This is a genomic window from Nocardioides sp. Root1257, assembly GCF_001425175.1.
Classification (GTDB): domain Bacteria; phylum Actinomycetota; class Actinomycetes; order Propionibacteriales; family Nocardioidaceae; genus Nocardioides.
In genome coordinates this window covers 19,415-41,870 of the sequence record NZ_LMDV01000003.1, presented here as the reverse complement: position 1 = coordinate 41,870, position 22,456 = coordinate 19,415, and the positions used below count along the sequence as shown (strand labels likewise).

The window sequence follows — 22,456 nt, the reverse complement described above, 5'->3', positions numbered from 1 at the left end:
TCCAGGCGTGCGCGTCCGAGAGGGCTATGCGGGCGGGTAGGGCGTGCTCTTCAGCAGCCGGGCTAGGTGGGCCGCGTTCGCGGCGGTCGTGGCCGTGGTGGAGGCGGTTTTCTCCGGCGTCTCGTCGAGGTCGTTGTAATCCACCGACCCCATGGCCTGACCGACCCAGTAGGTGCCGGCGTTGGCGGCGACGCTGAAGCCGGTGTCGTTGAGACCCTGCAGAACCTCGGCGACCGTGTGGTGGGCGCCGTCCTCGTTGCCGACCACCGCTACGAGTGCGACCTTGCCCTGGGTCAGCATCCGGCCCTGGTCGTCAGTCTCGCTGATCTCCGCGTCGAGCCGCTCGAGGACCATCTTGCAGACCGAAGCCGGTTGACCCATCCAGATCGGGGTCGCGATCACGAGGATGTCGGAGTCGAGCATCTTCTGCCGGATCATGGGCCACTCGTCGCCGTCGCCCTCGTCGGTGCTGACGCCGAACCGCACGCGGTGGTCGACGACGCGGACGACCTCACCGGACACCCCGTGCTGCCCGAGCTGGTCGAGGACCTGCTGGCCGAGCAGCTGGGAACTGGACGAGGCGGGGCTCGGCTTGAGGGTGCACACGAGCACCAGAGCACGAAGGTCGTTGTCAGTCATGTCGGTGTGGTTACCCGACGACTGCCCGACCCATGCGATGCCGACCACGCTGGCGGCTCGCGGTCGTACCCTGGGCCGATGGGTTGGGTCCATGCCGTGATCGACGCGCCCGCCGACCAACACGCGGTCCAGGCAGAGTTCTGGTCACGAGTACTCGACTGGCCTGTGGGTGCACCGTGGCCCGGGCACCCGGAACTGGCGAGCTTCACGCCACCTGATGGAACGCCGTACGTCCACGTGCAGAAGATCGACGGCCCACCTCGTGTCCACGTCGACATCGAGAGCGAGGACCCTGCTGGACTTGCGACGATCGCTGTCGCCCTGGGTGCGAAGGTTCGGCACGAGTCGGACCGGTGGCAAAGCCTCGAGTCGCCAGGCAGCCTGCCGTTCTGCGTGCTGGCAGCAACCGATCACGAGGTACCGTCCCCGGCCACTTGGGCGGACGGGCACCGCAGCCGCATGGTCCAGGTCTGCATCGACGCGCCACGCGCTGCCCACGACGCGGAAGTGGCGTTCTGGCGCGACCTGATGCCGGGTCGGTGGGTTCAGTCTCCTGCCCAAGGGTTCGCGGGCAAGTGGCACGACGACGAGGGATCACCGCTGCAGCTGCTGTTCCAACGGCTCGGCGAGACCGAGGGCCCCGTCAGGGCGCATCTCGATCACGGCACGGACAATATCGACACGGAGGTCGCCCGGCTGCGGAACCTGGGCGCTGAGGACATCGGTCGTTGGCGCGGCTGGCACACCCTGCGCGACCCGGCCGGCTTGCTGTTCTGCGTCACCGGGAACTCTCCTGCCCAGACCCGCCTTCGGGACCTCGGATGAGCGACATCGACCTGCACTCTCGGCTGTTGTATCGGCCAACGGCAGACTGCGGCGGCGACGCTTTGATGGCGTGACCCCTCGTGGTTGGGGCGCCGAGATTTTCACCTCTCCGGGCGGTTGATTGCTCCCGGACCCGGAGGAACGCTGACGACAGGTGAAGGGTCGCGGCGCCTGACTCACGCAGCTCGGGCGTCGCGACTGCCGTGCTCGCTCAACCCCGGCGACCCCGCTTGGGAGGCACGCGGTCGAAGCTGGAGACCGCCGCCGCAGGCGAGGGTCGTGCATGGCGATCGGGTGCGCAGGCGCAGAAGTCAGGGCAGTTGCGAACTACCTCTGAAGCCCCTCCGCGACTTCCTCGAGGTCGCGGAGACCTGCTGCGTTGAGCACTCGGCCCTCGTCGTTCCGGACCGTGTCGAGACCATCGACGAGTTCAGCGGCGTGCTGGTCAAACCCAGGCAGTCGCGCGGAAACCTCCCGAATCGTCGACATGCGGATCGAACCTACGACCCGCAGAGCCGACCCGCGGATCCGCGGGTCGCCACGGCTGGCCGCGTCGGCCCTCCTCCCAGGTGCGGTCGCACGGACGATGCGCGGGCATCCCGGCAACGATCGTGCCCGTTTCGTACGGCGTTGGCCTAGGGCGTGAAAACCACCTTGATCATGCCGTCCTTCTTGGCCCGGAAGGACGCGTAGGCCTCCGGGGCGGCAGACAGCGGGAGCCGGTGGGTCACGAACTCCTCGGTGCCGAGGGGATCGGCGTCGTCGAGGACGAGCGGGAGCAGGTCGTCGGTCCAGGCGCGCACGTTGGCCTGCCCCATCCGCAGCTGCAGCTGCTTGTCGAACATCTGCATCAGCGGCATCGGGTCCGCAGCGCCGCCGTACACGCCGAGGAGAGAGACGGTGCCGCCGCGGCGTACGGCGTCGATGCCGGCGTGCAGCGCCGCCAGGCGGTCGAAGCCGACCGACGTCATCAACGGTCGCGCCACGGCGTCCGGGAGCAGCCCGACCGCCTTGATCATCTTCTCGGCCACCGGGTTGCCATGGGCCTCCATGCCCACGGCGTCGATGACGGCGTCGGCGCCGCGGCCGGAGGTCCGGTCGCGCACCTCGGCCGCAAGGTCGTCGACCTCGTCGAGGTTGATCGTCTCCGCCCCGCGGGCTCGCACTCGCTCGAGCCGCTCGGGCACGCGATCTACCACGATCACCCGGTGGCCCTCGAGCAGGGCCATCCGCGCTGCCATGTCGCCGATCGGTCCGGCGCCCATCACCAGCAGCGTCCCGTCCGTCGAGAGGTCCGCGTAGCGCAGGCCCTGCCACGCCGTCGGAAGGACGTCGGAGAGGAACACGAACCGGTCGTCCGAGGGGCCTTCGGGCACCTTGATCGGCAGGAAGTCGGCGAACTGCACCCGGAGCAGCTCGGCCTGCCCGCCGGGCACGGCGCCGTAGAGGCTGCTGTAGCCGAGCAGGCTGGCGCCCGTGCCCTGGTCGCGGTTCTGGGTGGTCTCGCACTGGCTGTGCAGGCCCTTCGAGCACGTCCAGCAGCTGCCACAGCTGATGTTGAAGGGCACGACGACACGGTCGCCGACGGCGAGGTCACGCACCTCGGGGCCGACCTCCTCCACGATGCCCATCGGCTCGTGGCCGACGATGTCCCCCGGGGTCATGAACGGCGCGAGCGGCTCGTAGAGGTGCAGGTCGGACCCGCAAAGCCCGGTCGTGGTCACGCGGATGATCGCGTCCGTCCCGTCGACGATCGTCGGGTCCGGGACCTCCCCCACGCGGATGTCGCGTTTCCCCTGCCAGGTCACGGCCTTCATCGGACGACCGCGTCAATCGTCTTCTTGAGCGCACTCGGCTGCGCCGGGCTGCGTGGGGCCTTCTTGCGCGCCTCCGCCATCTCGACACCGATGTCCTGGAGGGCCTTGCGGCCGAGGCCCTCGCGGACCTGCGGGAACCACTCGGTCTCCTCCTCGTCGATGTGGTGGCGCACGTTCTCGATGAGCACCGTCGTCTTGGCGGTGAAGCGCTCGTCGGTGGGCTTCATCGACACCAACTCCATGACCAGCACGTCGGCGACGTGGTGCTCCTCGTACGACTCGAGCACGTCGTCCTCGAGCTCGGGCAGCAGCTCGCGGACGCGGGGGTACATCACCTCGTTCTCGATGTAGGTGTGCACCGTGAGGAGCTCGACGATCTTCGCGACCAGGTCGCCCTTGGTCTTGTGGGCGGCCTCGCCCGCGGCCTCGAAGTCGCGGAAGGCGCGGAGGATGACCTTGTGGTCGTCCTTGAGCATGACGATGGCGTCAGTGGACATGGTGGTTCTCCTCGGTGGTGGTGTCGGTGTCGGTGTCCGCGCGCGATCGTCGGGCGCGGACGTAGGCGGGTGAGCGGAGGCGACGCACGGACGGGTACTGCCGCAGCCCCTCGATCTGGTGCATCAGCGGGTCGAACGAGATCTCTGACTCTTCAGTGCGTCGCGACAGCAGGAGCACGCCGAAGTGGTGCCACTCCCCCGACGCCCGGGCCCACGAGAGCTCGTAGCGTTCCGGCCCGCCGTCGGCGGCGAGCAGCAGAGCGCCGGCGTCGGTGTCGTAGGGCAGCAGGGTGGTCATTGGCCGGCTGCTGGGTGAGCGGGCGGCGGTGAGGAAGAACCGGGTGACGCGGCCAAGCCCCGTCGTGGCGAAGAGGATGTCTCCGTCGTCCCCCTTGCCGGCTCGGACCCGGACCGCGAGCCCGTGGATGTCGGGCAGGCTGCGCGGCAGGCCGAGCGCGCGGGATCGGCGGACGACGGCATCGTCCTCGCCCGGCTCGTCCAGCCAGGCGACCCCGGTCGTCTCGTCGGAGCCGTGCCGGTAGAGCCGCCCGTCCAGGACCTCGCCGCGGGGGTGGAGTGGCTTGCGCGCGGGCCGCAGCGCCGCCACGCCCTGGGTGGCGTCGGCGAGGATCGCACCGCCGGCCGAGGCAGCCACCGACCGCAGGCTCAAGCTAGCACCGTGCCGAAACGCTCCCAGACGCGGTGCGCACCGAGTGCGGTGTGCAGCTTGGTGAACACCGTCGCCGGGTCGTCGCCCGTGATCACGCCCGCCGCGTCGGCGACTCCCGCGAGCTCGAGGGCGGGCACACCGTCACCCCAGGCTCCGATCGCCTTCGCGTGACGGAAGCTCTCCTGCAGGAGCAGCACCACCCGCGGGTCGAGCTGCGGGTCGCCCTCCTCGCCGGCCTTGCTGTCACGGACGACCAACGCGTCGGCTGCGGGGACCGGGCGGCCGGCCACCAGCACGGCGTCGAACTCGACCGACCGGGTGGCGGCGAAGGTCCGCTGGACGGTCGTGCCACCCTTCAGCGTGCCGCCGTACGGTGCGATGACGAGCGGGACCATCCCGGCGTCCGAGACCGCGGTCCGCACGGTGTCGAGGCCGGTGAGGTCGCCGTCGGGGTCCACCAGGATCCCGATGACGCGGCCGTCAGTGGGCCAGGTCCCGCCGATCTGCGACAGTGCAGGGCTCGGGTCGAGGTCGATGAGCGTCTCGCTGGCGTCAGGGGCCGGAAGCCCGAGCCCGGCGGCCACCTGGGCGCAGAGGTCCGGATCGATGTTGGCGAGCGCGAGGAGCTGCCGCTCCTTGATCGCCTGCTCGAAGCATTTTGCGAGCTCGAACGTGTACGCCGCGACGATGTGCTCCTGCTCGACCGGGGTCATGCTGAGCCAGAACTGCCGCACCTGGCTGTAGTGGTCGTCGTACGACGCCGGGTTCTCCCGGACCTTGGTCGACTCGGCGACGCGGGCCGGCACGTCAACGAACGCGCCGTCCTTGGCGCCGCCGGCGAAGAACGGACAGCCGCCGTCCAGGGAGTTGGGCTTGTAGGGCGCCACCCCGCCATGTACGGCGTCCTGGTGAAAGCCGTCGCGGAGCATGTCGTTGACCGGCGCGTGCGGCCGGTTGATCGGGATCTGGCTGAAGTTCGGTCCGCCCAGCCGAGTCAGCTGCGTGTCGACGTACGAGAAGAGCCGCGCCTGCAGGAGCGGGTCGTTGGTGACGTCGATGCCGGGCACCAGGTTGCCGACGTGGAAGGCGACCTGCTCGGTCTCGGCGAAGTAGTTGGTCGGGTTGTGGGTCAGGGTCAGCAGCCCGATGGGCTGGACCGGGGCGAGCTCCTCGGGGACCAGCTTGGTCGGGTCGAGCAGGTCGATGCCCTCGAAGGTCTCGTCGTCCGTGTCGGGGAAGACCTGGACGCCGAGCTCCCACTGCGGGTAGGCACCGGACTCGATGGCGTCGGCGAGGTCGCGCCGGTGGAAGTCCGGGTCCGTGCCAGCGAGCAGCTGCGCCTCCTCCCAGGTCAGCGAGTGGACGCCGAGCACGGGCTTCCAGTGGAACTTCACCAGCGAGGTCTCCCCGGCGGCGTTCACGCACCGGAAGGTGTGTACGCCGAAGCCCTCCATGGTGCGGTACGAGCGCGGGATGCCCCGGTCGGACATGTTCCAGATCGTGTGGTGCTGCGCCTCGGTGTGCAGCGACACGAAGTCCCAGAAGGTGTCGTGGGCGCTTTGCGCCTGCGGGATCTCCCGGTCCGGGTGCGGCTTGCCGGCGTGGATGACGTCGGGGAACTTGATGCCGTCCTGGATGAAGAAGACGGGGATATTGTTGCCGACCAGGTCGAAGGTGCCCTCGTCGGTGTAGAACTTCGTGGCGAAGCCGCGGGTGTCACGCACCGTGTCGGCTGAGCCCCGCGAGCCGAGAACGGTGGAGAACCGCACGAAGACGGGTGTCTCGACGTTCTTGCGCAAGAAGCCCGCGACGGAGATCGACCGGGCGTTCCCGTAGCCGATGAAGGTGCCGTGGGCTCCCGCACCGCGGGCGTGCACGACGCGCTCCGGAATCCGCTCGTGGTCGAAGTGGGTGATCTTCTCGCGCAGGTGGTGGTCCTGCAGAAGCGTCGGCCCGCGGGGTCCGGCCTTGAGGGAGTGGTCGCTGTCGCGCAGGCGTGCACCCTGCGAGGTGGTGAGGAAACGACCCTGGCCGGACACCTCCTCGGCGTCGACGTCGGTGGCCACGCCGGTCGCCGTACGACGCTCCGGCCCCGTCTGGTCGGGCTTCGGCGGGAGCGGCGCGGCTGGCCTGGTCGGCTCGGACACCTTCGGCGTACCGGACCCAGGCGTGCCGGGCACCGGAGGAGTCTGTCGCTCGGCGAGCGCGTCGGCGACCCGGGCGGCGGCGCCTTCGACGGTGGACTTGACGGCCTTCTTCACAGCCTTGGCGGGGGTGCTCGGTTCCATAGGGCCTCCTGGATAGAACCTGCTGGTACCCCCCGCGTGCGGCCAGCCACCCCACCCAGATGGGTGGCTCCGGCCGGTCGTCCGCCGGCGCGCCTCATCCGTCGGGACGGGGTACGTCTGGCGTACGAAGCGGAAGGGCGCAGCCATGACTGGCCTGCCGGACCACGCCAGTGTCGGAGCGGCCCCACGCACCCGAAGACGTTCCCGCCAGTCGCGTCCCGACCTGCCCAAGCCCCGTGGCTGCGCCCACCGTTGCGAAGCCTGCGATGGGTGGAGGCGTTCCTCGAGGGACTCCAGCGCGAGGGCTTCAGCGACCAAGCGACAGTGGAGGCCTATCGAGCCTTCACCAGCTTTCTCCTGGGTCACCTGTTGCTCGAGGTCGCCGCACGGGGGGCGGACCTAGGACCACTCGACGTGATCGAGGAAGACATGGACGAGTCGCTAGCCCCCTATCCGAGCATTCGCCGTCTCAAGTCACAGCTGCGCGAGGACCACTCCGCCATCGAATTCGAAGACTCCCTGGAGAACCTGCTACAGAGGCCTGCACTGATTCGTACGGAGGTCTGAGCCGGACTTGACGGCTAGAAACGAGTCCGACACATCTACCGTGGCGCGTATCAGGGGCGTCATCGTCGTCCGGCTCCTCGCCGGACCCGACTCCACCGGATCCTAGCCACGGCGCCTCCCGGGTCGACGGGCGACGTTCAGGGGCGAAAACGGTCCGGGTCGGCCATCGACCAGTCACGCTCCCAGGCCGCCGTCGGTCCGTCCAGGAGCTCCCGCGGCTCGAGGTGGTGGAAGAGCTCGGCGTACGACGCGATCTCGCCGTCGTGGACACGGCGGCGCAGCATGTGGGGGCCGAGCTCCTCGAAGGAGGACAGACCCATCGAGGCGATCACCTGGACGGCCTGGTCGACGACCGCCGCCTGGTAGCGCACCACGCGCTCGGTCTTCGTGGGCACGTCCAACGCACGCATCCGCTTCGGGTCCTGGGTCGCCACGCCCACCGGGCACCGGTTGGTGTGGCAGCGCTGCGACTGGATGCAACCGACGGCCTGCATCATCGCCCGTGCGGCGTTGGTGTAGTCGGCGCCCTGGATCATCCGCTTCACGACGTCGATGCCGCTGCTCACCTTGCCGCTCGCCCCGATCCGGACCCGGTCGCGCAGGCCGACACCGACGAGCGCGTTGTGGACCGTCATCAGGCCCTCGGTCAACGGCATGCCGATGTGGTCCTCGTACTCCAGCGGTGCCGCACCGGTGCCGCCCTCGGCGCCGTCGACGACGATGAAGTCGGGCGTCACCCCCTCCTCCACCATCGCCTTGCAGATCGCAAGGACGTCGACCCGCGAGCCCACGCAGAGCTTGAATCCAGCCGGCTTCCCGCCAGCCAGCTCCCGGAAGCGGCCGATGAAGAGCACCAGCTCCCGCGGCGTCGAGAAGACGTGGTGGTACGCCGGCGAGACGCACTTCTCGCCCTGCGGGATGCCACGTGTCGACGCGATCTCCGCGGACACCTTCGCGGCCGGCAGCACGCCGCCGATGCCGGGCTTCGCGCCCTGGCTGAGCTTGAGGCTGACCATCTTGACCTGATCGTCGGCCGCCTTGTCGGCGAACTTCGCCTCGTCGAACCGGCCGTGCTCCGTGCGCGCGCCGAAGTAGCCCGAGCCCAACTCCCAGACCAGGTCGCCGCCGTTGCGGTGGTAGGGGCTGATCGCCCCCTCGCCCGTGTCGTGCGCGAAGCCACCGATGGCCGCACCCCGGTTGAGCGCCTCGATCGCGTTGGCCGACAGCGACCCGAAGCTCATCGCCGACACGTTGAGCAGGGCCATGTCGTAGGGCCGGGTGCAATCCGGTCCGCCGATGCGCACCCGTGGCGTGTGCTCCATCGGCGCGACCGGGGCGGTCGAGTGCACGAGGTACTCGTACCCGACCTGCTCGAGGTCGCGCTCGGTGCCGTATGGCTGCTCCTCCTTGACCCCCTTCGCCCGTTGGTAGATCGCCGAGCGGGTGTCGCGGTCGTACGGGCGCCCGTCGAAGTTCCGCTCGATGAAGTACTGCTGCAGCTCCGGTCGGATCGCCTCGAGCAGGAACCGCAGGTGGCCGAGCACCGGGTAGTTGCGGAGGATCGAGTGCCGCCGCTGCAACAGGTCGTAGCAGGCAAGCACCAGGAGACCGGCGAGGACCACGGCCAGCACCCACCATCCCCACCCCCCGATCGCGGCGGCGAGGAGGGTCAAGGCGCCGAGCACCAGCAGTCCGGCCAGGACGAAGAAGCGCAGCACGGACCAACCAGTACCCGGACAGGCCGCGACTCATCCGCAGTATTAGGCGAGTACACCCTCCGCCTTGACGAACCACCGACGGTCAGCCCGACCCGCCCCGACGCCGTCCCCAACGAAAGGCGGCAGAACCGAAATTCTGCCTAGGACGACGTCGAAACAACCCGCTGACCGCCAGCGGTCCTCAGCGGTCCTCAGGCCGCTGCGACTCCGAGAGTGGGCGGTCGACCGGCGGGTCCTCGTACTGCCGGCGCTCACCCTCGTCGAAGTCGGGCTGCTCGGGCCGGCTGAGCTGGTCGTCGGGGTCCGCGTCCACTCGGTCCGACGCATCGGCGATCGAGAGCCCCTCCTCCTCGGGGAGGCTGTCAACGTCGAGCGGACGCTCCTCCTGCACCGGCTGCTTGGTGTGCTCCTGATCTCCCATGAACGTCCGGTACCCGTCGGTGCTACGCGCATTCAAGCGTGGACGCGGAGACCAGAAGTCACTGTCGCGTCACGCCGCACACCACCACCTTCCGGCGGCACCTCGGCTCAGAATGCCCTGCTAGACCCCCCCGCCATTGCGCGCAACCGGCTCCCGCTCCACGACCCAGCCGAGCGGCGGGGCGTCAGTGCTTGGACTGGGGAAGACGACCAGTTGTGAGAGGCACTGTCGCTGGCTGCGATCTTCGTATCAGCTGCACGAACCCTGGTATGCCCAAACTCGAGACCCAGAGTAAAGAACGACCAAATACAATTCTCCAGCGCAGATGCGGCCGTTCCAGCGACGGGCCGGGGCAGCGGTCTCAGCCGGGCGCATCGTCATGAGATTGCAACACGACAACCCGGAGGGCTGTCATCTTGCGACGCAACGGTGGAGAGATGCCGCCTGCGCGCAAGCAGCCCTCGTCGGAGTCCGCCGAGCACGACGCCTCGGTTCCCGCGACCGCGCTCAGGTTGACCGACGACGTTCGGCCAGGTGACGTGGTCGTCCGTTTGCCGCGCGGTGGTCTGAACAACTCCCTCGCCGAGTTGGATCAGCAGTTGGACATCGCGTTCTGCCTCGAACCTCGCGCGCTGGTGCTCGACCTGTCGGAGATCGGCCGGATGTCCTCGACGACGGTGGCGGAGCTGTTGTGGGCACGCCAGCGCTGCTCGCGTCGCGGCGTCGAGGTCCACCTGTGGAACCCGACCCGTCAGTGCCGCGAGGCCCTCGAGCGCATCGGCCTGGTGGGGCGTCTTGACATGCGAAGTAGGTGACAGACGCGCGATCAACACGACGGACGGACAAGGAAGCAGAGGCAACGGCAATGCGCGGGCGTGACGGGATTATGGAGGCTGCCGGCGATACGAGGTTGCCGGGAGTGACGACGTTCGACCTGGACTGTCGCCCCGGGGTGGACCGTCGCGCGGTGACGGCGACGCGGAGGTGGGCAGAGGATCGTGCAGTCGGTGCCCAAGCACGCGAGCGGCTCGTCTGTCTGGCGCTGGCAGCTGTCGAGCACGCACTGCGCTTCGATCCAGCACGAGTCGCCATTCTCCTCAGGTGGCTGGATCTCGACCGGATCCTGCTCGACGTCGGCGCCCTTGGCTGCTCGGGCACCGCTCGCCACGGCGTGGACCCTTGCGACGTGAAGGAGGCGACGCCGGTCTTCGACGCCCTCGCACAGGAGTGGGGCGTCAGGGCGATCGAGAGGGGCTGGTCGTTGTGGATGGGCGTGACGACCGACTGAGCGCAGACGAGGTACGCAGTGTCAGCCGGTGACGTGCCGGTGGCCATCCGGGCCACGGCGTCTGTCAGCAGCTGGATGCTCGGACGTCGACGAACGTTCACCTACGACGTCCGATTCTCCAACGGGTTCGTGCAACGGGACGTGAACCCGGCCGCGTGGAGCGGAGGTCATCGCTCCACAGACGCGACGCTGAGAGCGGCTCGGACCGCACGAGCGACATGCCCTCGCGCGGGGTCGGGCGCGTGGATCGTCGTCGAGTAGCTCAGCGGCCTAGCATGACTGGGATGCGCCACCTCGAAGGTCCGGGTCGGAGCGACTCGCTCCCGCCTACGGCTGCGGGTACTGCGCGCGACGCGCCCATGTCAGGCACGGCCGCGCACTCCACGGCCGGGTTGACAGGACGCGCTCGCCGGGCACTTCCCTGGATTGTTCGCTGGCTGATCTGTGCGGCCGCCGCTACCATCGTGTGCACGCCTCTGGCCGTGGAGCACGCCGTCGAGCGCGCCTCGTTCGAGGACCGGCTCGGGACCTTGCCGGTCGAGGTTCGGCTGGCGCACAACGCGCACACGACCCTCGACACAGGATTGCTCGGGAAGGTCTACTGGCGCCGCACCGCCACTGCCGGGTTCGGCGCCGAGCTGCGCTCGACCGGCCCGCCGATCGCAGGCGGGACGCTGGCGTCGTACGTGTCACCGGCGTTCGTCCGCGCCAACACCCGGTTCCTGGACGATCCCGACGGGGTCGCGATCGCCTACGGAGCCGAGCTGCGCCACCAGGTCGTCGGCAGAGCCGTGCGCCTGGCGCTGGTCGCGGGTGCGCTCGGCGGTGTGGTCCTAACGGGCATCTGGCACCTGAGCTCGCGCCGGTCCCGCCGGACCGGGTTGGTCATCGCCGGCGTCGTGCTCGTCGTGGGTGCCGCCACCTCCGTCACGCTCGCGATCTCCGAGTTCCACTCCTGGGCCGGCAACCAAGCCATCGGCGAGAGCTTTGCGTTGCCTGGCCACGACGACATCGCCTTCAGCAGCCCGCAGACCCGGGAGGTCGCCGAGCAGATCCAACCTTTCATCGAGAAGAACACAGCGCGGATCCGGGACCGCACGGACCGCTACGAGGCGACGGCCGCTACCTCCCTCGACGAAGCGCTGGGCGTCAGCGCCGGCCAGATCACCCCGCGGGACGGCGAGGTCGTCGTGCTCGCCGAGGCCGATCCCCAGGGCAGCTTGGTTGGCACCGCCGTGCGCAGAGACCTGTACGACGCCCTGCAGGAGCGACTGCCAGAGGGAGCCATCGTGCTCCGCACCATCGCGGGTGACATCTCCTCCAACGGCACCGTCGCCGAGGCCGGCTTCGTCTCGAGTGAGGCCGCGGCGAGCCCTGGCATCCCTGTCGCCGCGGCCAAAGGGGATCACGACACGGACGTGACCGTCGACCAGCTCATCGAGGGCGACGTGTCCGTCCCTGATACCGAGATCGTCGAGGCGGGAGGGCTCCGCGTGGCCAGCGCCCGCGACCCGGCCTTCAAGGCGTTGTTCGGTGGGCTGGTGATCAACGACTCCGGCAGGACTGAGGCGGACATCGGTGCTGCGCTGCGGTCGGTGGTCGACGACGAGGACCCTGTCGCGCCCTACGACGTGCTGCTGCACCAGCCCCGCGCAGTGGCGGGCTACCTGGGCGTCGACCTCGACGAGGTGAAGGCCACCGGGACGTCGTTGACGACCCCCGTGGACGACGGGATCCCCGACCTGCCGCCCGGCATCGTCACCTACGGCCACCTCCACGACGCTGCTGGCCCCTGGGTCGTTTGGAACACCGACACCGACGACGTCACCTGGACCGTGATCACCCAGCTCGGAACGGCCGGTGGCGTCGAGGAGAATCCGACGTTCAACCGGTTCTCCACGCCGTTCTCGACACCGCTCAAAGCACTCAGCATCCAACTCCAGTACGTCGACATCGCCACGGGGATGCAGACCGGCCTGGTCCCGATCACCATCGCGACCGACGGTACGGCCACCGTCGGAGAACGCGTCGACGTGGGCCTGCGTCGGTGACGGCCTCGGGCGAGACCCTCACACAGGGATCTCGGATCTTCGCGTGGCGGTGGCACTCTCCGCGTCCGTCGACTCCGTCCCGGCCGGATGGTCCGCGGGCTGGACCTGGTCGCGAAGACCGGTCTGGTTCTGCTGCTGAGCGCCGCGTACCTCAGCCTGACCTCCGCCATCTGGTAGCGATGGCTGCGCGGGAGGCCGTCCCTGGATGCCTCGCTGACACCGGCTCCTGGCCGCGGCTGTCGTGCAGCTGACGCTACCGCCCGGCATCTTTGCGGTTTGATGACATTTCCCGCCGGGACCACCGGATCGGTCGGGACGGTCCGGTCGGATGCGATCATGAAGCAATGACTCGGCTCCTGATGCTCGAGGACGACGCGGGATTGCGCGCGTCCCTCCGGATGGTGCTCGAGGACGACGGCTACCAGGTCGTCGAATCGGCAGAGGCCGAGCATGCCCTGGAGGTCGTGGCTGGACAGGCGAGCCCGGACCTGATGCTGGTCGACCTGATGCTGGGCGGGATGGATGGCTTCTCCTTCATCCGGCGGGCACGGCCGCAGACGCAGGCGCCGATCATCGTGATGAGCGCGCGCGACGGCGTCGAGGACATCGTGGCGGCGCTCGAGGCCGGCGCCGACGACTACGTCACCAAGCCGTTCCTGGTCGACGAGGTCAAGGCGCGGCTCCGGGCGTGGCTGCGGCGTCCATCACTGGCAGGCGTCACGCAGGCAGACTCCGACGTGTTCGTCCTGGACGGCAGTGGGGAGCCGACCGTGTTCGACCGGGGGGCAGGCAGCCTGACCCGGGGGACGGACGAGATCCATCTGACGAACACCGAGTTCCGGCTGCTGAGCGTGCTGGCTGACAACGCGGGTCGGGTGCTGAGCAGAGGCTCGCTGCTGGAGCACGTGTGGGAGCGAGGATTCTTCGGCGACGAGCGCATCGTCGACGTGCACATCCGGCGCCTGCGCAAGAAGCTGGAGGCCGATCCGAGCTCGCCTGAGCTGCTGGTGACGGTTCGAGGCCTCGGGTACCGGCTCGACGTGCGATGACGGTGCTCCCCCGCCGAGGGTTGAGGGCGTCGGTGACGATCGCCTTCGCCCTGGGCGCGCTGTTGCTGTCGGCCTCGCTGGCGATCGGCACCTACTTCTCGGCCCGGCATTTCCTGGTCGAGCAGCGCGAGCGCACCGCCCTTCGTCAGGCTTTCACCGACGCCGCGAGGGTGAGGGACAACCTGCAGACATCGGGGGCGCAGGTCGACGAGGTGCTCGGTGCGCTGAGCCCGCCGTCCGGCGCGATCATCTACGTGCGCCGCCACGGTGAGTGGTACTCGTCGACGTTGGACGGCGGCGGGCCGGATCTCACGGCCACCGTGCAGCCGGCCGTCGCGGACGGCTCGGTGGGCGTCGGGTGGAACGGCGCCACCGACCCGCCCTCCGTCGTCGTCGGCGTGCCGCTGCCCGCCGTCGACGCCGAGTACTACGAGGTGTCGGTCGCCGAGGAGCTCGACCGCACCCTGTGGACCCTGGCCGCCGCGCTCGCCGGATGCGCCGCCATCACGACACTGGCCGGAGCCGGTGTCGGTCGCGTCGTCAGCCGCCGCGTGCTCGCGCCCCTGGATGACGTCACCACCGCAGCCGTGCGGGTGTCGGCAGGAGACATGTCCACCCGGCTGGAAACCACCGACGATCCTGACCTGGCCGCCCTGGTCGGCTCCTTCAACCACATGGTCGACGCACTGCACCACCGCATCGAGCGAGACGCCCGGTTCGCCGCCGACGTCAGCCACGAGCTGCGAACACCGGTCACCACGCTGACCATGAGCCTGAGCCTCCTCGAGGATGCTCCGGACCTGTCGCCGCGAACCGAGCAGGCCGTCCGACTCATGGGCGACGAGCTCGACCGGTTCCGGCGCGCCCTGGAAGACCTCCTGACACTGGGCAAGCTCGACGCCGGCCGCGGCGAGACCGAGAGAGTCGCTGTCACAGCGACCGAGCTCGTCAGTCAGGCACTCATGGCCACCGGTCATGCTCTCGACGTGGCCTCAGTCGAACCGGCCGGCAGCGCCGACATCTGGGTGCACGTCGATCGGCCGCAGATGCTGCGGGTGCTCACCAACCTCATCCGCAACGCCGACCTGCACGGCGGTGGGCTGACCGGCGTCACCGTCGTCGACGGCGGCGACGTGGTCGACGTGGAGGTCCAGGACCACGGCCCTGGGGTGCCTGCGGCGGAACGCACCCGGATCTTCGAACGGTTCGCGCGCGCTGGTGGCCAGAAACGCGGAACCGGCAGTGGCCTCGGACTCAGCATCGTGGAGCAGACGGTCCGCGCCCACCACGGAGACGTGTGGTGCACGGAGCGACACGGCGGCGGCGCCGTGTTTGTGGTGAGACTGCCGGTCGCGAACAGGCCTCAGCAGTGAGCGGCCGCACGGGGCCCACCCGGACGGCCCGATGGGTCGCGTCGCTGGCCGGCGCGGCCGTCGTCGCCGCCGCTGTCGCGCTGAGCTCGTGCGGCGTACCCGAAGGCGGCTCGGTCCGCACGGTCGACGACGACGCGGTGCCCTACCGTCTGTTGGACCCCGAGTCGGCCAGCACCTCCGGCACAGCCGGAACCAGTCCGGGAGCGGCAACGCCTGCCGTCTTCTGGGTGACCGGCGACCAACTGGAGCCCGAGCCCACCGACGACGCATGCACCATCGACGCCGGTCTGTTGGTCGACCGACTCCTCGCATCCCTCACTGCAGGACCGTCAGAGGAAGCCCGCGCGGCAGGGCGCTCGTCGGCGCTGCCGACCGACTTCAAGCTCGCGCTGCTGGCGGTCGACGGTGGCACTGCGAAGATCGAGATCCAGGCCGGTACCTCCCTCAGCGCCGAGCAGCTGCCCCTGGCCGTGGCTCAGGTCGTCCTGACCGTCACCACCGCACCTGCGGTCCGGTCGGTCCTGTTCTTCGACGACGGCGAGCCGGTCCAGGCACCCCTGCCCGGAGGCGCACTGACCGAGGGCCCCGTGATGGCGCGGGACTACGTCGGCTTCGTCCCCGACCGACTACGACCCCTGGGGTCGACCGGCTGCCCGCCCCCTCGGCCCTAGAAGGTCATCAACCGCGCCAACCCGGCACGCCCGAGGACTTCGCGACACTGGCGGGACGTCCGCCGCAGCACGATGTCGACGCCCCGTACAGCGCAGCGACGGTGCGCGCGCAGCAAGGTCGCGACCGTAGCGGAGGACACCCGGTCGACTCCGGCCATGTCGATGACGAGCGACCGGATGCCGCGCTCCAGCACCTCGTCGAGCACGCCGTCGGGCCGGCGTTCGAGATCGACGCACGCGGCCGCCACGACGTCGGCACCCGTCAGCGGCACGAAGATCCGATCGGACATGGGCACCATGCTGCCGACGCCAGATGACAGGTCCCCTGGCATCGGTGTTGCAGTCACATGACAGCCGCCGGACGAGGTCCCGACAAAGCCGCCGAACACCTTGTCGCGCCGTGGCCGCCGTGTCTGGATGGACGTGGAATCGAGAGAAGCCAAAGACCGAGGAGGCGAGCACACCATGCTCACCATCACCCCGCGTGCCCTGCACGTCATCCAGCGAGTCACCGCCAACCCGCGGCTGGCGGTGACCTCGGGGATCCGTATCGCACTTCCGGAGAACGACGGAGCAGCGCCGCAAGCGCCGCTCGAGGTCCGTATCGTCCAGCGCCCGCAGGCCGACGACCAGGTCGTCGAGCGCAATGGTGGCCGCCTCTACCTGGCCCCAGACGTCGTCCACCGGATCACCGGTCGTCAGCTGGACGCGGTGACCGACGAGGTCGGGCGGGTGCACTTCGTGGCGAGGACGGCGGCGTGACGACCGAGACGCTCGACCTGCGGCGCGCCGTGAGGCGAGAGCGCGTCATCGCCCAGACACGTGCCGCAGCGCTGCGTGAACGGAGGCGCCTACGGCTCATCCAGCAGATCCGACGCGCCGCCTGACGCCCGACCACCCCACGAGGAGTACTTCCATGATCGCGCCCACCGTCGAGCTGGCGTACCTCGCATCGACCGACCTCCAGTCCCAGCTCCTACCTTCCACGCCGGACCTTCGCGGCATGGTCGTCGTGGATCCTCATGGACTCCGCCTCGGCGAGGTCGCGGACCTGGTGATCGACGTCGCCGAGCGCCGCCCGCGCCTGATCTCCGTCCTGTCCGGAGGACTGCTCGGCCTGACCGTCGGCGAGACCCTGGTACCGGTCGAGGCGATCGAGCAGGTGGACGGCAGGGTGCGGATCGCCTGGTCCTCGGCCCTCGCCCACGCCCATCTGCTTCACCACCTCACGCATCGGGCGCCCGGTCGACCGTCGGGACCCGAGCCAGGTTCGCACGACTGGCTGACGAGGGTGACGACCGCTTACGAGGCTTTCGGCATCCGACCGTTCTGGGAGTCCGACGGCCACGTGCGGTGAACCAGGGGCACGGTCGGCCTGCCGACGGTCCCGAGGCGGCACCGCATCCGGGATGCGTTAGCCGGCCGCGACGGCCGATGCCGGCAGCTTCGGGGCGCACTCCATAGGATCGGCTGATGGGGCAGTCGATCAGGGCGAGGGCATAGATGGCGCAGGGTGATCACGTGTACGTCCGCCGAGGGCGGCGTTACAGCCACCACGGGATCGACTGCGGCGATGGATCAGTCATCCACTATGTCGGCACGCGCGCCAGCGTTCGCCGGGTCGCGAGAACGTCGCTGGCGGAGTTCGCAGCGGATGCGGTGGTCCTGACCCGGCCGTACGAACGGCGCCTCGGCCCCGAGGAGACCGTGAGCAACGCCGAATCCCGGCTCGGCACCGAGGGCTACCACCTGGTGCGAAACAACTGCGAGCACTTCGCCGCCTGGTGCTGCACCGGGCGTGCGGCGAGCACCCAGGTAAGGCGCTGGGCCCTCGGGGCACAGGGCGCCCTGGCGTCCGTAATCGCGGCCCAGTCGATGGGCGCACACGCCGCGCTGCTCGGCACGGCGGGTGCTGGCCTCTACGCGATGGTGCGACCGGCCCGCCGGCGCCGACGGTGGCAACGCGCCCAGGTCGCGAGCGAGAGTGCCTGACCGCGACGCCGTACAGCGCCTGCTCGGAGAAATCCTACGCTTCCTCACGGTCGGTGGACTTGCGACGGCCGTGTCCTTCCTCGGCTTCAACGCCCTGGTCCACGGCACTCTCATCGGAGGTGCCCCCTTGCATGAACAGCCCCTCGCGGCGTACGTCCTGGTCAATGTCGTCGCCGGTCTGGTCGCCTACATGGGCATGCGGATGTGGGCGTTCCAGCAGCGGAAGGGAGACGACTCGATCCAGAGTGTCGTGCGGTTCTTCGCGCTTGGCGCGGCGACCATGCTGATTCCGGTTGTCTGCCTGGCCTTCAGCCGTTACGTCCTGGGCCTGTCTAGCGCATGGGCGGACAACGTCTCGGCCAATGTGATCGGTCTCGGCGTGAGCACGATCGCTCGGTTCTGGGTCTTCCGGCGATACGTCTTCCTCGATGTCGCTCCCTCGCATCTGCCGGACTGCTGATCGATCCCGATCCGAGAGCCATCAATGCGAGAGCGTGAGTGCCGAGACGGCGAGGCGCTCGCCCAGCTCATCGATGTTCAGCATCCGCTGCACGGGCGGTTGAGTCGGGCTGACGGTGTCTGGCTCAAGACATCGGAAACCCATGTCCCAGGGTCACCCAGCCGACCAGCGTGCCACCCGCTAGCGAGGACCCATGGTGGCGAGGTAGAGCTCGTCGTAGCCGGCGTCGGCACAGCTCTGAATCTGCCCGATGTTCTCCTCAATGTCTGTTTCGGCGACGACCGAGTCCCGCGTGGACTCCATCGTGACCAGCTCCGTGGCCTGCCAAGCCTTTCCACCTCTCCGGGCGGTTGATTCCTCCCGGACCTGGAGGAATGCCGACGCAGGTGAAGCGTCGCGGCGCCGGACTCACGCAGCTCGGGCGTCGCGACTGCCGTGCTCGCTCAATCCCGCCGATCCTGCTTGGTAGGCACACGGTCGAAGTTGGCGACCGCTGCCGCAGCCAAGGGTCATGCATGGCGATCGGGCGCAGATGCGTGACACCCACGAGTCCCCGCCGGCGCCGTCATCCCAGAAGCGCGGCTCGCACACGGCCTCGACGCAATCGAGACTGACCGGTTTGTGAACTGCCTGAAGATCCTCCGCTGGGACCTCCTCAAGGTCCCGGCGACCTGGTGCGTTGAGCACTCGGCGCTCGTCGTCCGGACCGTATCGAGATCATCGACGAGCCCAGCAGCTGCTGGCTCACCCGGCCTCCTGAGGTTGCAACCACCTCCTGCCTCCTGCCGCGCTCGATCTTCCCCATACTTCGGAACACCGCCACGGCATCTCACGCGGCACACATGCTACGGAGGTCCGTAGGTAGGCGGTGCGCACCTTGAGATCGAAGGGTCTCGGGGGTGGTTGCGTGCATGGTGGGGTGAAGTTCTATCGCGGCGCCGCGAAGGCGGCGCGCCTCTACGTCGAGCGGGACCGGTCTCGCGCGGATGACTACTACCTGGCCGAGGGCGACGCGATCGCGATGCGACTGGTCGCCACCCCAGCGAGTGTCTTCGTCGCTGGCGCGATGGACGGTGACACGTACGAGCAGTGGGTGGCCGGGATGGACATCGACGCGGACGCTGGTGCGACGAAGGGCCGGCTGCGCACGGATGCGGACGCGCTGCGGTTCGTCGAGGTCGTCGTGAATGGTCCGAAGACCTGGTCGCTCGCGGCCTCGCTGCACCCGGCGATCTCCGAGGCTCTCGATGCGGCCCAGGACCGTGCGGCCGGGGAGATTGTCGGCTGGGTCGCCGCTCATGCGACGACCCGGGTGGGTCCACGTGGCCGGCAAGTCCAGGTCCCGGTCGAGCAGGTCGAGGCGGCGGTGATCCGGCACTACACGTCGCGGGCCGGGGATCCGCACCGGCACCTCCACCTGCAGATCAATGCCCGAGTGTGGGCGTCCGGGGCGTGGCGCGGGATCCACTCGGTCGGGATCCGCGACTCAACCGAGGCGATCAACGGGATCGGGCACGCTGCGGTCGCCACTGACCCACACTTCCGACGCGTCCTCGCCGAGCACGGGTACACGATCGACCCCGAGACCGGCGAGATCACCCAGCTCAAGCCCTATGTAGGCGCGTTCAGTGCACGAGCGGCGCAGATCCGCCGCAACACCGACCGCAATGAGGCCGAGTGGCGTGCCGAGCATCCGGGCGAGGAGCCGGGCCGGCGGTTGCGGGAGGGCTGGGACCGCCGCGCGTGGGCGCATGCACGCCCGGACAAGGTCGTCCCGAAGGACGGGTCGGAGCTGGTCGCGCGGTGGAACAGCGAACTCCGCGACCTCGGCTACCGCGACCCAGCCGCACCGGTCGCTCTGGACGGGAACCAGCCGGGGCGGGTAGACCGCGACGCTGTTGCGGAACTGGTCGTCTCGATCCTCGGCTCGAAGCGGTCGGCGTGGAACGTCGCGGACATCCGCGGGCGGACCGAGGTGCTGCTCGCTCAGACCGGCCTGGTCGCGGACCGGGCCGTCCGGGTGGAGCTCGCCGAGGACATCACCGCCCGCGCCACCGACAGGTGCACCCGCCTGCTCGTGGGCTCCGATGTCCCCGAGCACGTCCGATCCCTCACCTCCCCGCGCGTCCTGGACGTCGAAGCCGACCTGATCACCCGACTGGCCCGACGCGGAACCAGACACGCGCGCCGCGCATGGCTCGGTCAGCGGGCCGATCCGACACAGGCAGCCGTGGTCGGCACCCTGGCCGGCGATGGAGACCTCGTGGTCGTCGAGGGTGCCGCCGGCGCCGGCAAGACCACCGCGCTCCGGGCCGCCCAGCAGCGACTCGCCCGGCGAGGGCACCGCCTGGTCGTGGTTACCCCAACGTTGAAGGCGGCCGAGGTCGCCGCCGCCGAGACCGGCGCCCACGGACACTCCGCCTCCTGGCTGATCCACCAGCACGGGTTCCGCTGGAACGACCAAGGCCACTGGACCCGCCAACCCGCCCCAACCCCCAGCCGGTCCGCGCGCCTGCGGTCCGGGGACCTGCTGCTCGTCGACGAAGCCGGCATGCTCGACCAGGACGTCGCCCTGGCGCTGCTGACCCTCGCCGACGAGACCGGCGCACGTTTCGCACTGGTCGGGGACCGCCATCAACTCCCCGCCGTCGGCCGCGGCGGTGTCCTCGACCACGCCATCGCCTTCGCGCACCCCACCGCCGTCGTCACCCTCGAGTCCGTGCACCGGTTCACCGACCCCGACTACGCCGCCCTGTCGCTACGGATGCGGACCGGCGACGACCCCGCCGCCGTGTTCGACGACCTACTGCGGCGTGGACAGATCGTCATCCACCCCACCGAGGGTGAACGCACCGCCGCACTCGCCGACGCCGGTGCCCGCGGTGACCTGGTCATCGCCGACACGCGCGAACAGGTCGCGGACCTCAACGCCACCATCCGCGATCACCAGGCCATCAGCACAACCGCGGTCGCAGGGGTCACCACGGCCGCCGGGGAACGCATCGGCCCCGGCGACAGGGTCGCAACCCGCCGCAATGACCCCGATCTCCAGGTCGCCAACCGCCAGACCTGGACCGTCACCGGCATAGGGGACGACGGCAGCCTCCGTCTCCGCGGGCGCGGCCGCGATCGCGCGGTCCCGGCCGACTACGCAGCCCGGTTCGTCGAGCTCGCCTACGCCACCACCGTCCACGGCGCCCAGGGCGAGACCGTCGACGCCGCCCACGTGGTGATTGGCGACCACACAGGTGCCTCGTCCGCGTACGTCGCGATGACCCGCGGCCGCCACCACAACACGGCCCACGTCGTCGCCAATGACCTCGACGACGCCCGCCGCCAATGGGTCGACGTTTTCGCCCGCGACCGCGCCGACCTCGGCCCCGCACACGCCCGACAGCAAGCAATCGATGCCATCGACCGCTACGGGATCGTCGCTGATTTCCACCGCGGCACCGTTCCGCCTGCTCCGACCGGCCTCGAAATCGGACGCTGACAAGACCACAGGGGTGAAAAGCTCAAACTGTCGTGTCTCAGGACATAGGTGACAGTTCTGCATCACGACATCGGTGACACTCTCGCGGATCAGGTGATGAGACTTCGTCGTGAATCTGAGCGTAGCGGCCAAGCAAGAACGCCACTTGTACGCGGCATGACAGGTCGGATCAATCGGCGATCAGAGTGGCGACGGCCTCAAACGGTTGCTCGGTTTCAGGTCCGTGTCCGAACAGCATTCGGCTACCACCGATGTCGAGCAACCTTCTGATCGAATCTGTTTCGCGAGCGGTGTCTTCGCTGACGCCTTCGGGAGCACGAGTGAGCTTCCGAACGCCGTGCCGACGAGGTCGCCAGCCAAGAGGGTCCCGTCGTTGACGAGGAGCGAGAGGTGACCGGCGTATGGCGCGGGACTTCGAGTTTCCGCAAGCCGCGAAGGTTCGCCACGTCCGCAACGGGAATGAATGCGAAGTCGGGTTGGTCGGCACCGTGGGCGTGAGCTTTCGCATGCGGCGCGGCAGCCTGGATCGCATCCAAGCCGCCAACCCCTCCGGAGGCCTTCCTGGCCGCGGTGATCGCCTCGCGCAGGGGAGCGTGATCTGAGCCGGCTCCGGCGGGAGCCGGACCTGCGGCAGCGG

23 protein-coding genes are annotated in these 22,456 nt (G+C 69.4%); 13 read left to right on the top strand and 10 right to left on the bottom strand.

What is annotated here, in order from left to right; translation table 11 throughout:
* Window positions 1-24: 24 nt before the first annotated feature.
* Window positions 25-639, bottom strand: a complete 615-nt coding sequence (locus ASC77_RS07280) for a flavodoxin family protein (protein ID WP_056150642.1) — start codon at window positions 637-639, stop codon at window positions 25-27.
* Between the two features lie 96 nt (window positions 640-735).
* Here ASC77_RS07280 and ASC77_RS07275 point away from each other — a divergent pair, with 96 nt between their 5' ends.
* Window positions 736-1,464, top strand: coding sequence for a VOC family protein (locus ASC77_RS07275; protein ID WP_156390981.1), 729 nt, complete (start codon window positions 736-738; stop codon window positions 1,462-1,464).
* A gap of 327 nt (window positions 1,465-1,791) precedes the next feature.
* On the opposite strand, the gene ASC77_RS26510 is transcribed toward ASC77_RS07275, so the two are convergent.
* From ASC77_RS26510 to ASC77_RS07255, 5 genes are all read right to left on the bottom strand, one after another.
* Complete coding sequence (locus ASC77_RS26510) at window positions 1,792-1,953, bottom strand: hypothetical protein (RefSeq protein WP_156390980.1); 162 nt, start codon at window positions 1,951-1,953, stop codon at window positions 1,792-1,794.
* Window positions 1,954-2,099: 146 nt separating this feature from the next.
* The gene (locus tag ASC77_RS07270; protein ID WP_056150565.1) at window positions 2,100-3,281 is read right to left on the bottom strand and encodes an alcohol dehydrogenase catalytic domain-containing protein; all 1,182 of its coding nucleotides are present in this window, start codon (window positions 3,279-3,281) and stop codon (window positions 2,100-2,102) included.
* Entirely contained in the window at window positions 3,278-3,778 is a 501-nt protein-coding gene (locus ASC77_RS07265; protein ID WP_056150563.1) for a hemerythrin domain-containing protein, read from the bottom strand. The genes ASC77_RS07270 and ASC77_RS07265 overlap by 4 nt, the downstream gene beginning before the upstream one ends.
* Complete coding sequence (locus ASC77_RS07260) at window positions 3,768-4,433, bottom strand: hypothetical protein (protein ID WP_056150561.1); 666 nt, start codon at window positions 4,431-4,433, stop codon at window positions 3,768-3,770. The genes ASC77_RS07265 and ASC77_RS07260 overlap by 11 nt, the downstream gene beginning before the upstream one ends.
* 11 nt (window positions 4,434-4,444) lie before the next feature.
* Window positions 4,445-6,736 (bottom strand): catalase, encoded by a 2,292-nt coding sequence (locus tag ASC77_RS07255; protein WP_056150558.1) that lies wholly within the window; start codon window positions 6,734-6,736, stop codon window positions 4,445-4,447.
* A gap of 270 nt (window positions 6,737-7,006) precedes the next feature.
* On the opposite strand from ASC77_RS07255, the gene ASC77_RS26940 reads away from it, so the two are divergent.
* Window positions 7,007-7,303 carry a hypothetical protein gene (locus ASC77_RS26940; RefSeq protein WP_056150555.1) on the top strand — a complete coding sequence of 99 codons (297 nt, stop codon included), beginning with the start codon at window positions 7,007-7,009 and terminating at the stop codon, window positions 7,301-7,303.
* A gap of 137 nt (window positions 7,304-7,440) precedes the next feature.
* Here the strand turns inward: ASC77_RS26940 and ASC77_RS07245 are convergent, their stop codons facing one another.
* Window positions 7,441-9,021 carry an FMN-binding glutamate synthase family protein gene (locus ASC77_RS07245; protein ID WP_056150553.1) on the bottom strand — a complete coding sequence of 527 codons (1,581 nt, stop codon included), beginning with the start codon at window positions 9,019-9,021 and terminating at the stop codon, window positions 7,441-7,443.
* A 181-nt stretch (window positions 9,022-9,202) separates the two neighbouring features.
* On the bottom strand, window positions 9,203-9,442 hold the full coding sequence (locus ASC77_RS07240; RefSeq protein ID WP_056150551.1) for a hypothetical protein: 240 nt from the start codon (window positions 9,440-9,442) through the stop codon (window positions 9,203-9,205).
* 437 nt (window positions 9,443-9,879) lie between these two features.
* Here ASC77_RS07240 and ASC77_RS07235 point away from each other — a divergent pair, with 437 nt between their 5' ends.
* The 6 genes from ASC77_RS07235 to ASC77_RS07210 all read left to right on the top strand — a co-directional run bounded on the left by ASC77_RS07235 (window position 9,880) and on the right by ASC77_RS07210 (window position 15,874).
* Complete coding sequence (locus tag ASC77_RS07235) at window positions 9,880-10,257, top strand: STAS domain-containing protein (protein WP_056150550.1); 378 nt, start codon at window positions 9,880-9,882, stop codon at window positions 10,255-10,257.
* A gap of 104 nt (window positions 10,258-10,361) precedes the next feature.
* Entirely contained in the window at window positions 10,362-10,730 is a 369-nt protein-coding gene (locus tag ASC77_RS07230; protein WP_156390979.1) for a hypothetical protein, read from the top strand.
* Between the two features lie 464 nt (window positions 10,731-11,194).
* Window positions 11,195-12,781 (top strand): hypothetical protein, encoded by a 1,587-nt coding sequence (locus ASC77_RS07225; RefSeq protein ID WP_156390978.1) that lies wholly within the window; start codon window positions 11,195-11,197, stop codon window positions 12,779-12,781.
* 344 nt (window positions 12,782-13,125) lie between these two features.
* Window positions 13,126-13,830 carry a response regulator transcription factor gene (locus ASC77_RS07220; RefSeq protein ID WP_056150543.1) on the top strand — a complete coding sequence of 235 codons (705 nt, stop codon included), beginning with the start codon at window positions 13,126-13,128 and terminating at the stop codon, window positions 13,828-13,830.
* Between the two features lie 32 nt (window positions 13,831-13,862).
* Entirely contained in the window at window positions 13,863-15,203 is a 1,341-nt protein-coding gene (locus ASC77_RS07215) for a sensor histidine kinase (RefSeq protein WP_056150541.1), read from the top strand.
* On the top strand, window positions 15,200-15,874 hold the full coding sequence (locus ASC77_RS07210) for a GerMN domain-containing protein (RefSeq protein WP_056150540.1): 675 nt from the start codon (window positions 15,200-15,202) through the stop codon (window positions 15,872-15,874). The genes ASC77_RS07215 and ASC77_RS07210 overlap by 4 nt, the downstream gene beginning before the upstream one ends.
* On the opposite strand, the gene ASC77_RS26935 is transcribed toward ASC77_RS07210, so the two are convergent.
* Complete coding sequence (locus tag ASC77_RS26935) at window positions 15,871-16,164, bottom strand: STAS domain-containing protein (protein WP_162249805.1); 294 nt, start codon at window positions 16,162-16,164, stop codon at window positions 15,871-15,873. The two genes, ASC77_RS07210 and ASC77_RS26935, sit on opposite strands and share 4 nt — an antisense overlap.
* Before the next feature lie 175 nt (window positions 16,165-16,339).
* Here ASC77_RS26935 and ASC77_RS07200 point away from each other — a divergent pair, with 175 nt between their 5' ends.
* From ASC77_RS07200 to ASC77_RS07185, 4 genes are all read left to right on the top strand, one after another.
* Complete coding sequence (locus ASC77_RS07200; RefSeq protein WP_056150535.1) at window positions 16,340-16,636, top strand: hypothetical protein; 297 nt, start codon at window positions 16,340-16,342, stop codon at window positions 16,634-16,636.
* A 154-nt stretch (window positions 16,637-16,790) separates the two neighbouring features.
* Window positions 16,791-17,231 carry a PRC-barrel domain-containing protein gene (locus ASC77_RS07195; RefSeq protein ID WP_056150534.1) on the top strand — a complete coding sequence of 147 codons (441 nt, stop codon included), beginning with the start codon at window positions 16,791-16,793 and terminating at the stop codon, window positions 17,229-17,231.
* A 146-nt stretch (window positions 17,232-17,377) separates the two neighbouring features.
* Window positions 17,378-17,866, top strand: a complete 489-nt coding sequence (locus tag ASC77_RS07190) for a lecithin retinol acyltransferase family protein (RefSeq protein ID WP_056150532.1) — start codon at window positions 17,378-17,380, stop codon at window positions 17,864-17,866.
* Window positions 17,859-18,326 carry a GtrA family protein gene (locus tag ASC77_RS07185; RefSeq protein ID WP_056150530.1) on the top strand — a complete coding sequence of 156 codons (468 nt, stop codon included), beginning with the start codon at window positions 17,859-17,861 and terminating at the stop codon, window positions 18,324-18,326. The genes ASC77_RS07190 and ASC77_RS07185 overlap by 8 nt, the downstream gene beginning before the upstream one ends.
* A 180-nt stretch (window positions 18,327-18,506) precedes the next feature.
* Here the strand turns inward: ASC77_RS07185 and ASC77_RS27690 are convergent, their stop codons facing one another.
* Window positions 18,507-18,629, bottom strand: coding sequence for a hypothetical protein (locus ASC77_RS27690; protein ID WP_268788407.1), 123 nt, complete (start codon window positions 18,627-18,629; stop codon window positions 18,507-18,509).
* Window positions 18,630-19,245: 616 nt separating this feature from the next.
* Here ASC77_RS27690 and mobF point away from each other — a divergent pair.
* The gene (gene mobF, locus ASC77_RS07180; RefSeq protein WP_200944930.1) at window positions 19,246-21,819 is read left to right on the top strand and encodes a MobF family relaxase; all 2,574 of its coding nucleotides are present in this window, start codon (window positions 19,246-19,248) and stop codon (window positions 21,817-21,819) included.
* Window positions 21,820-22,456 lie beyond the last annotated feature (637 nt).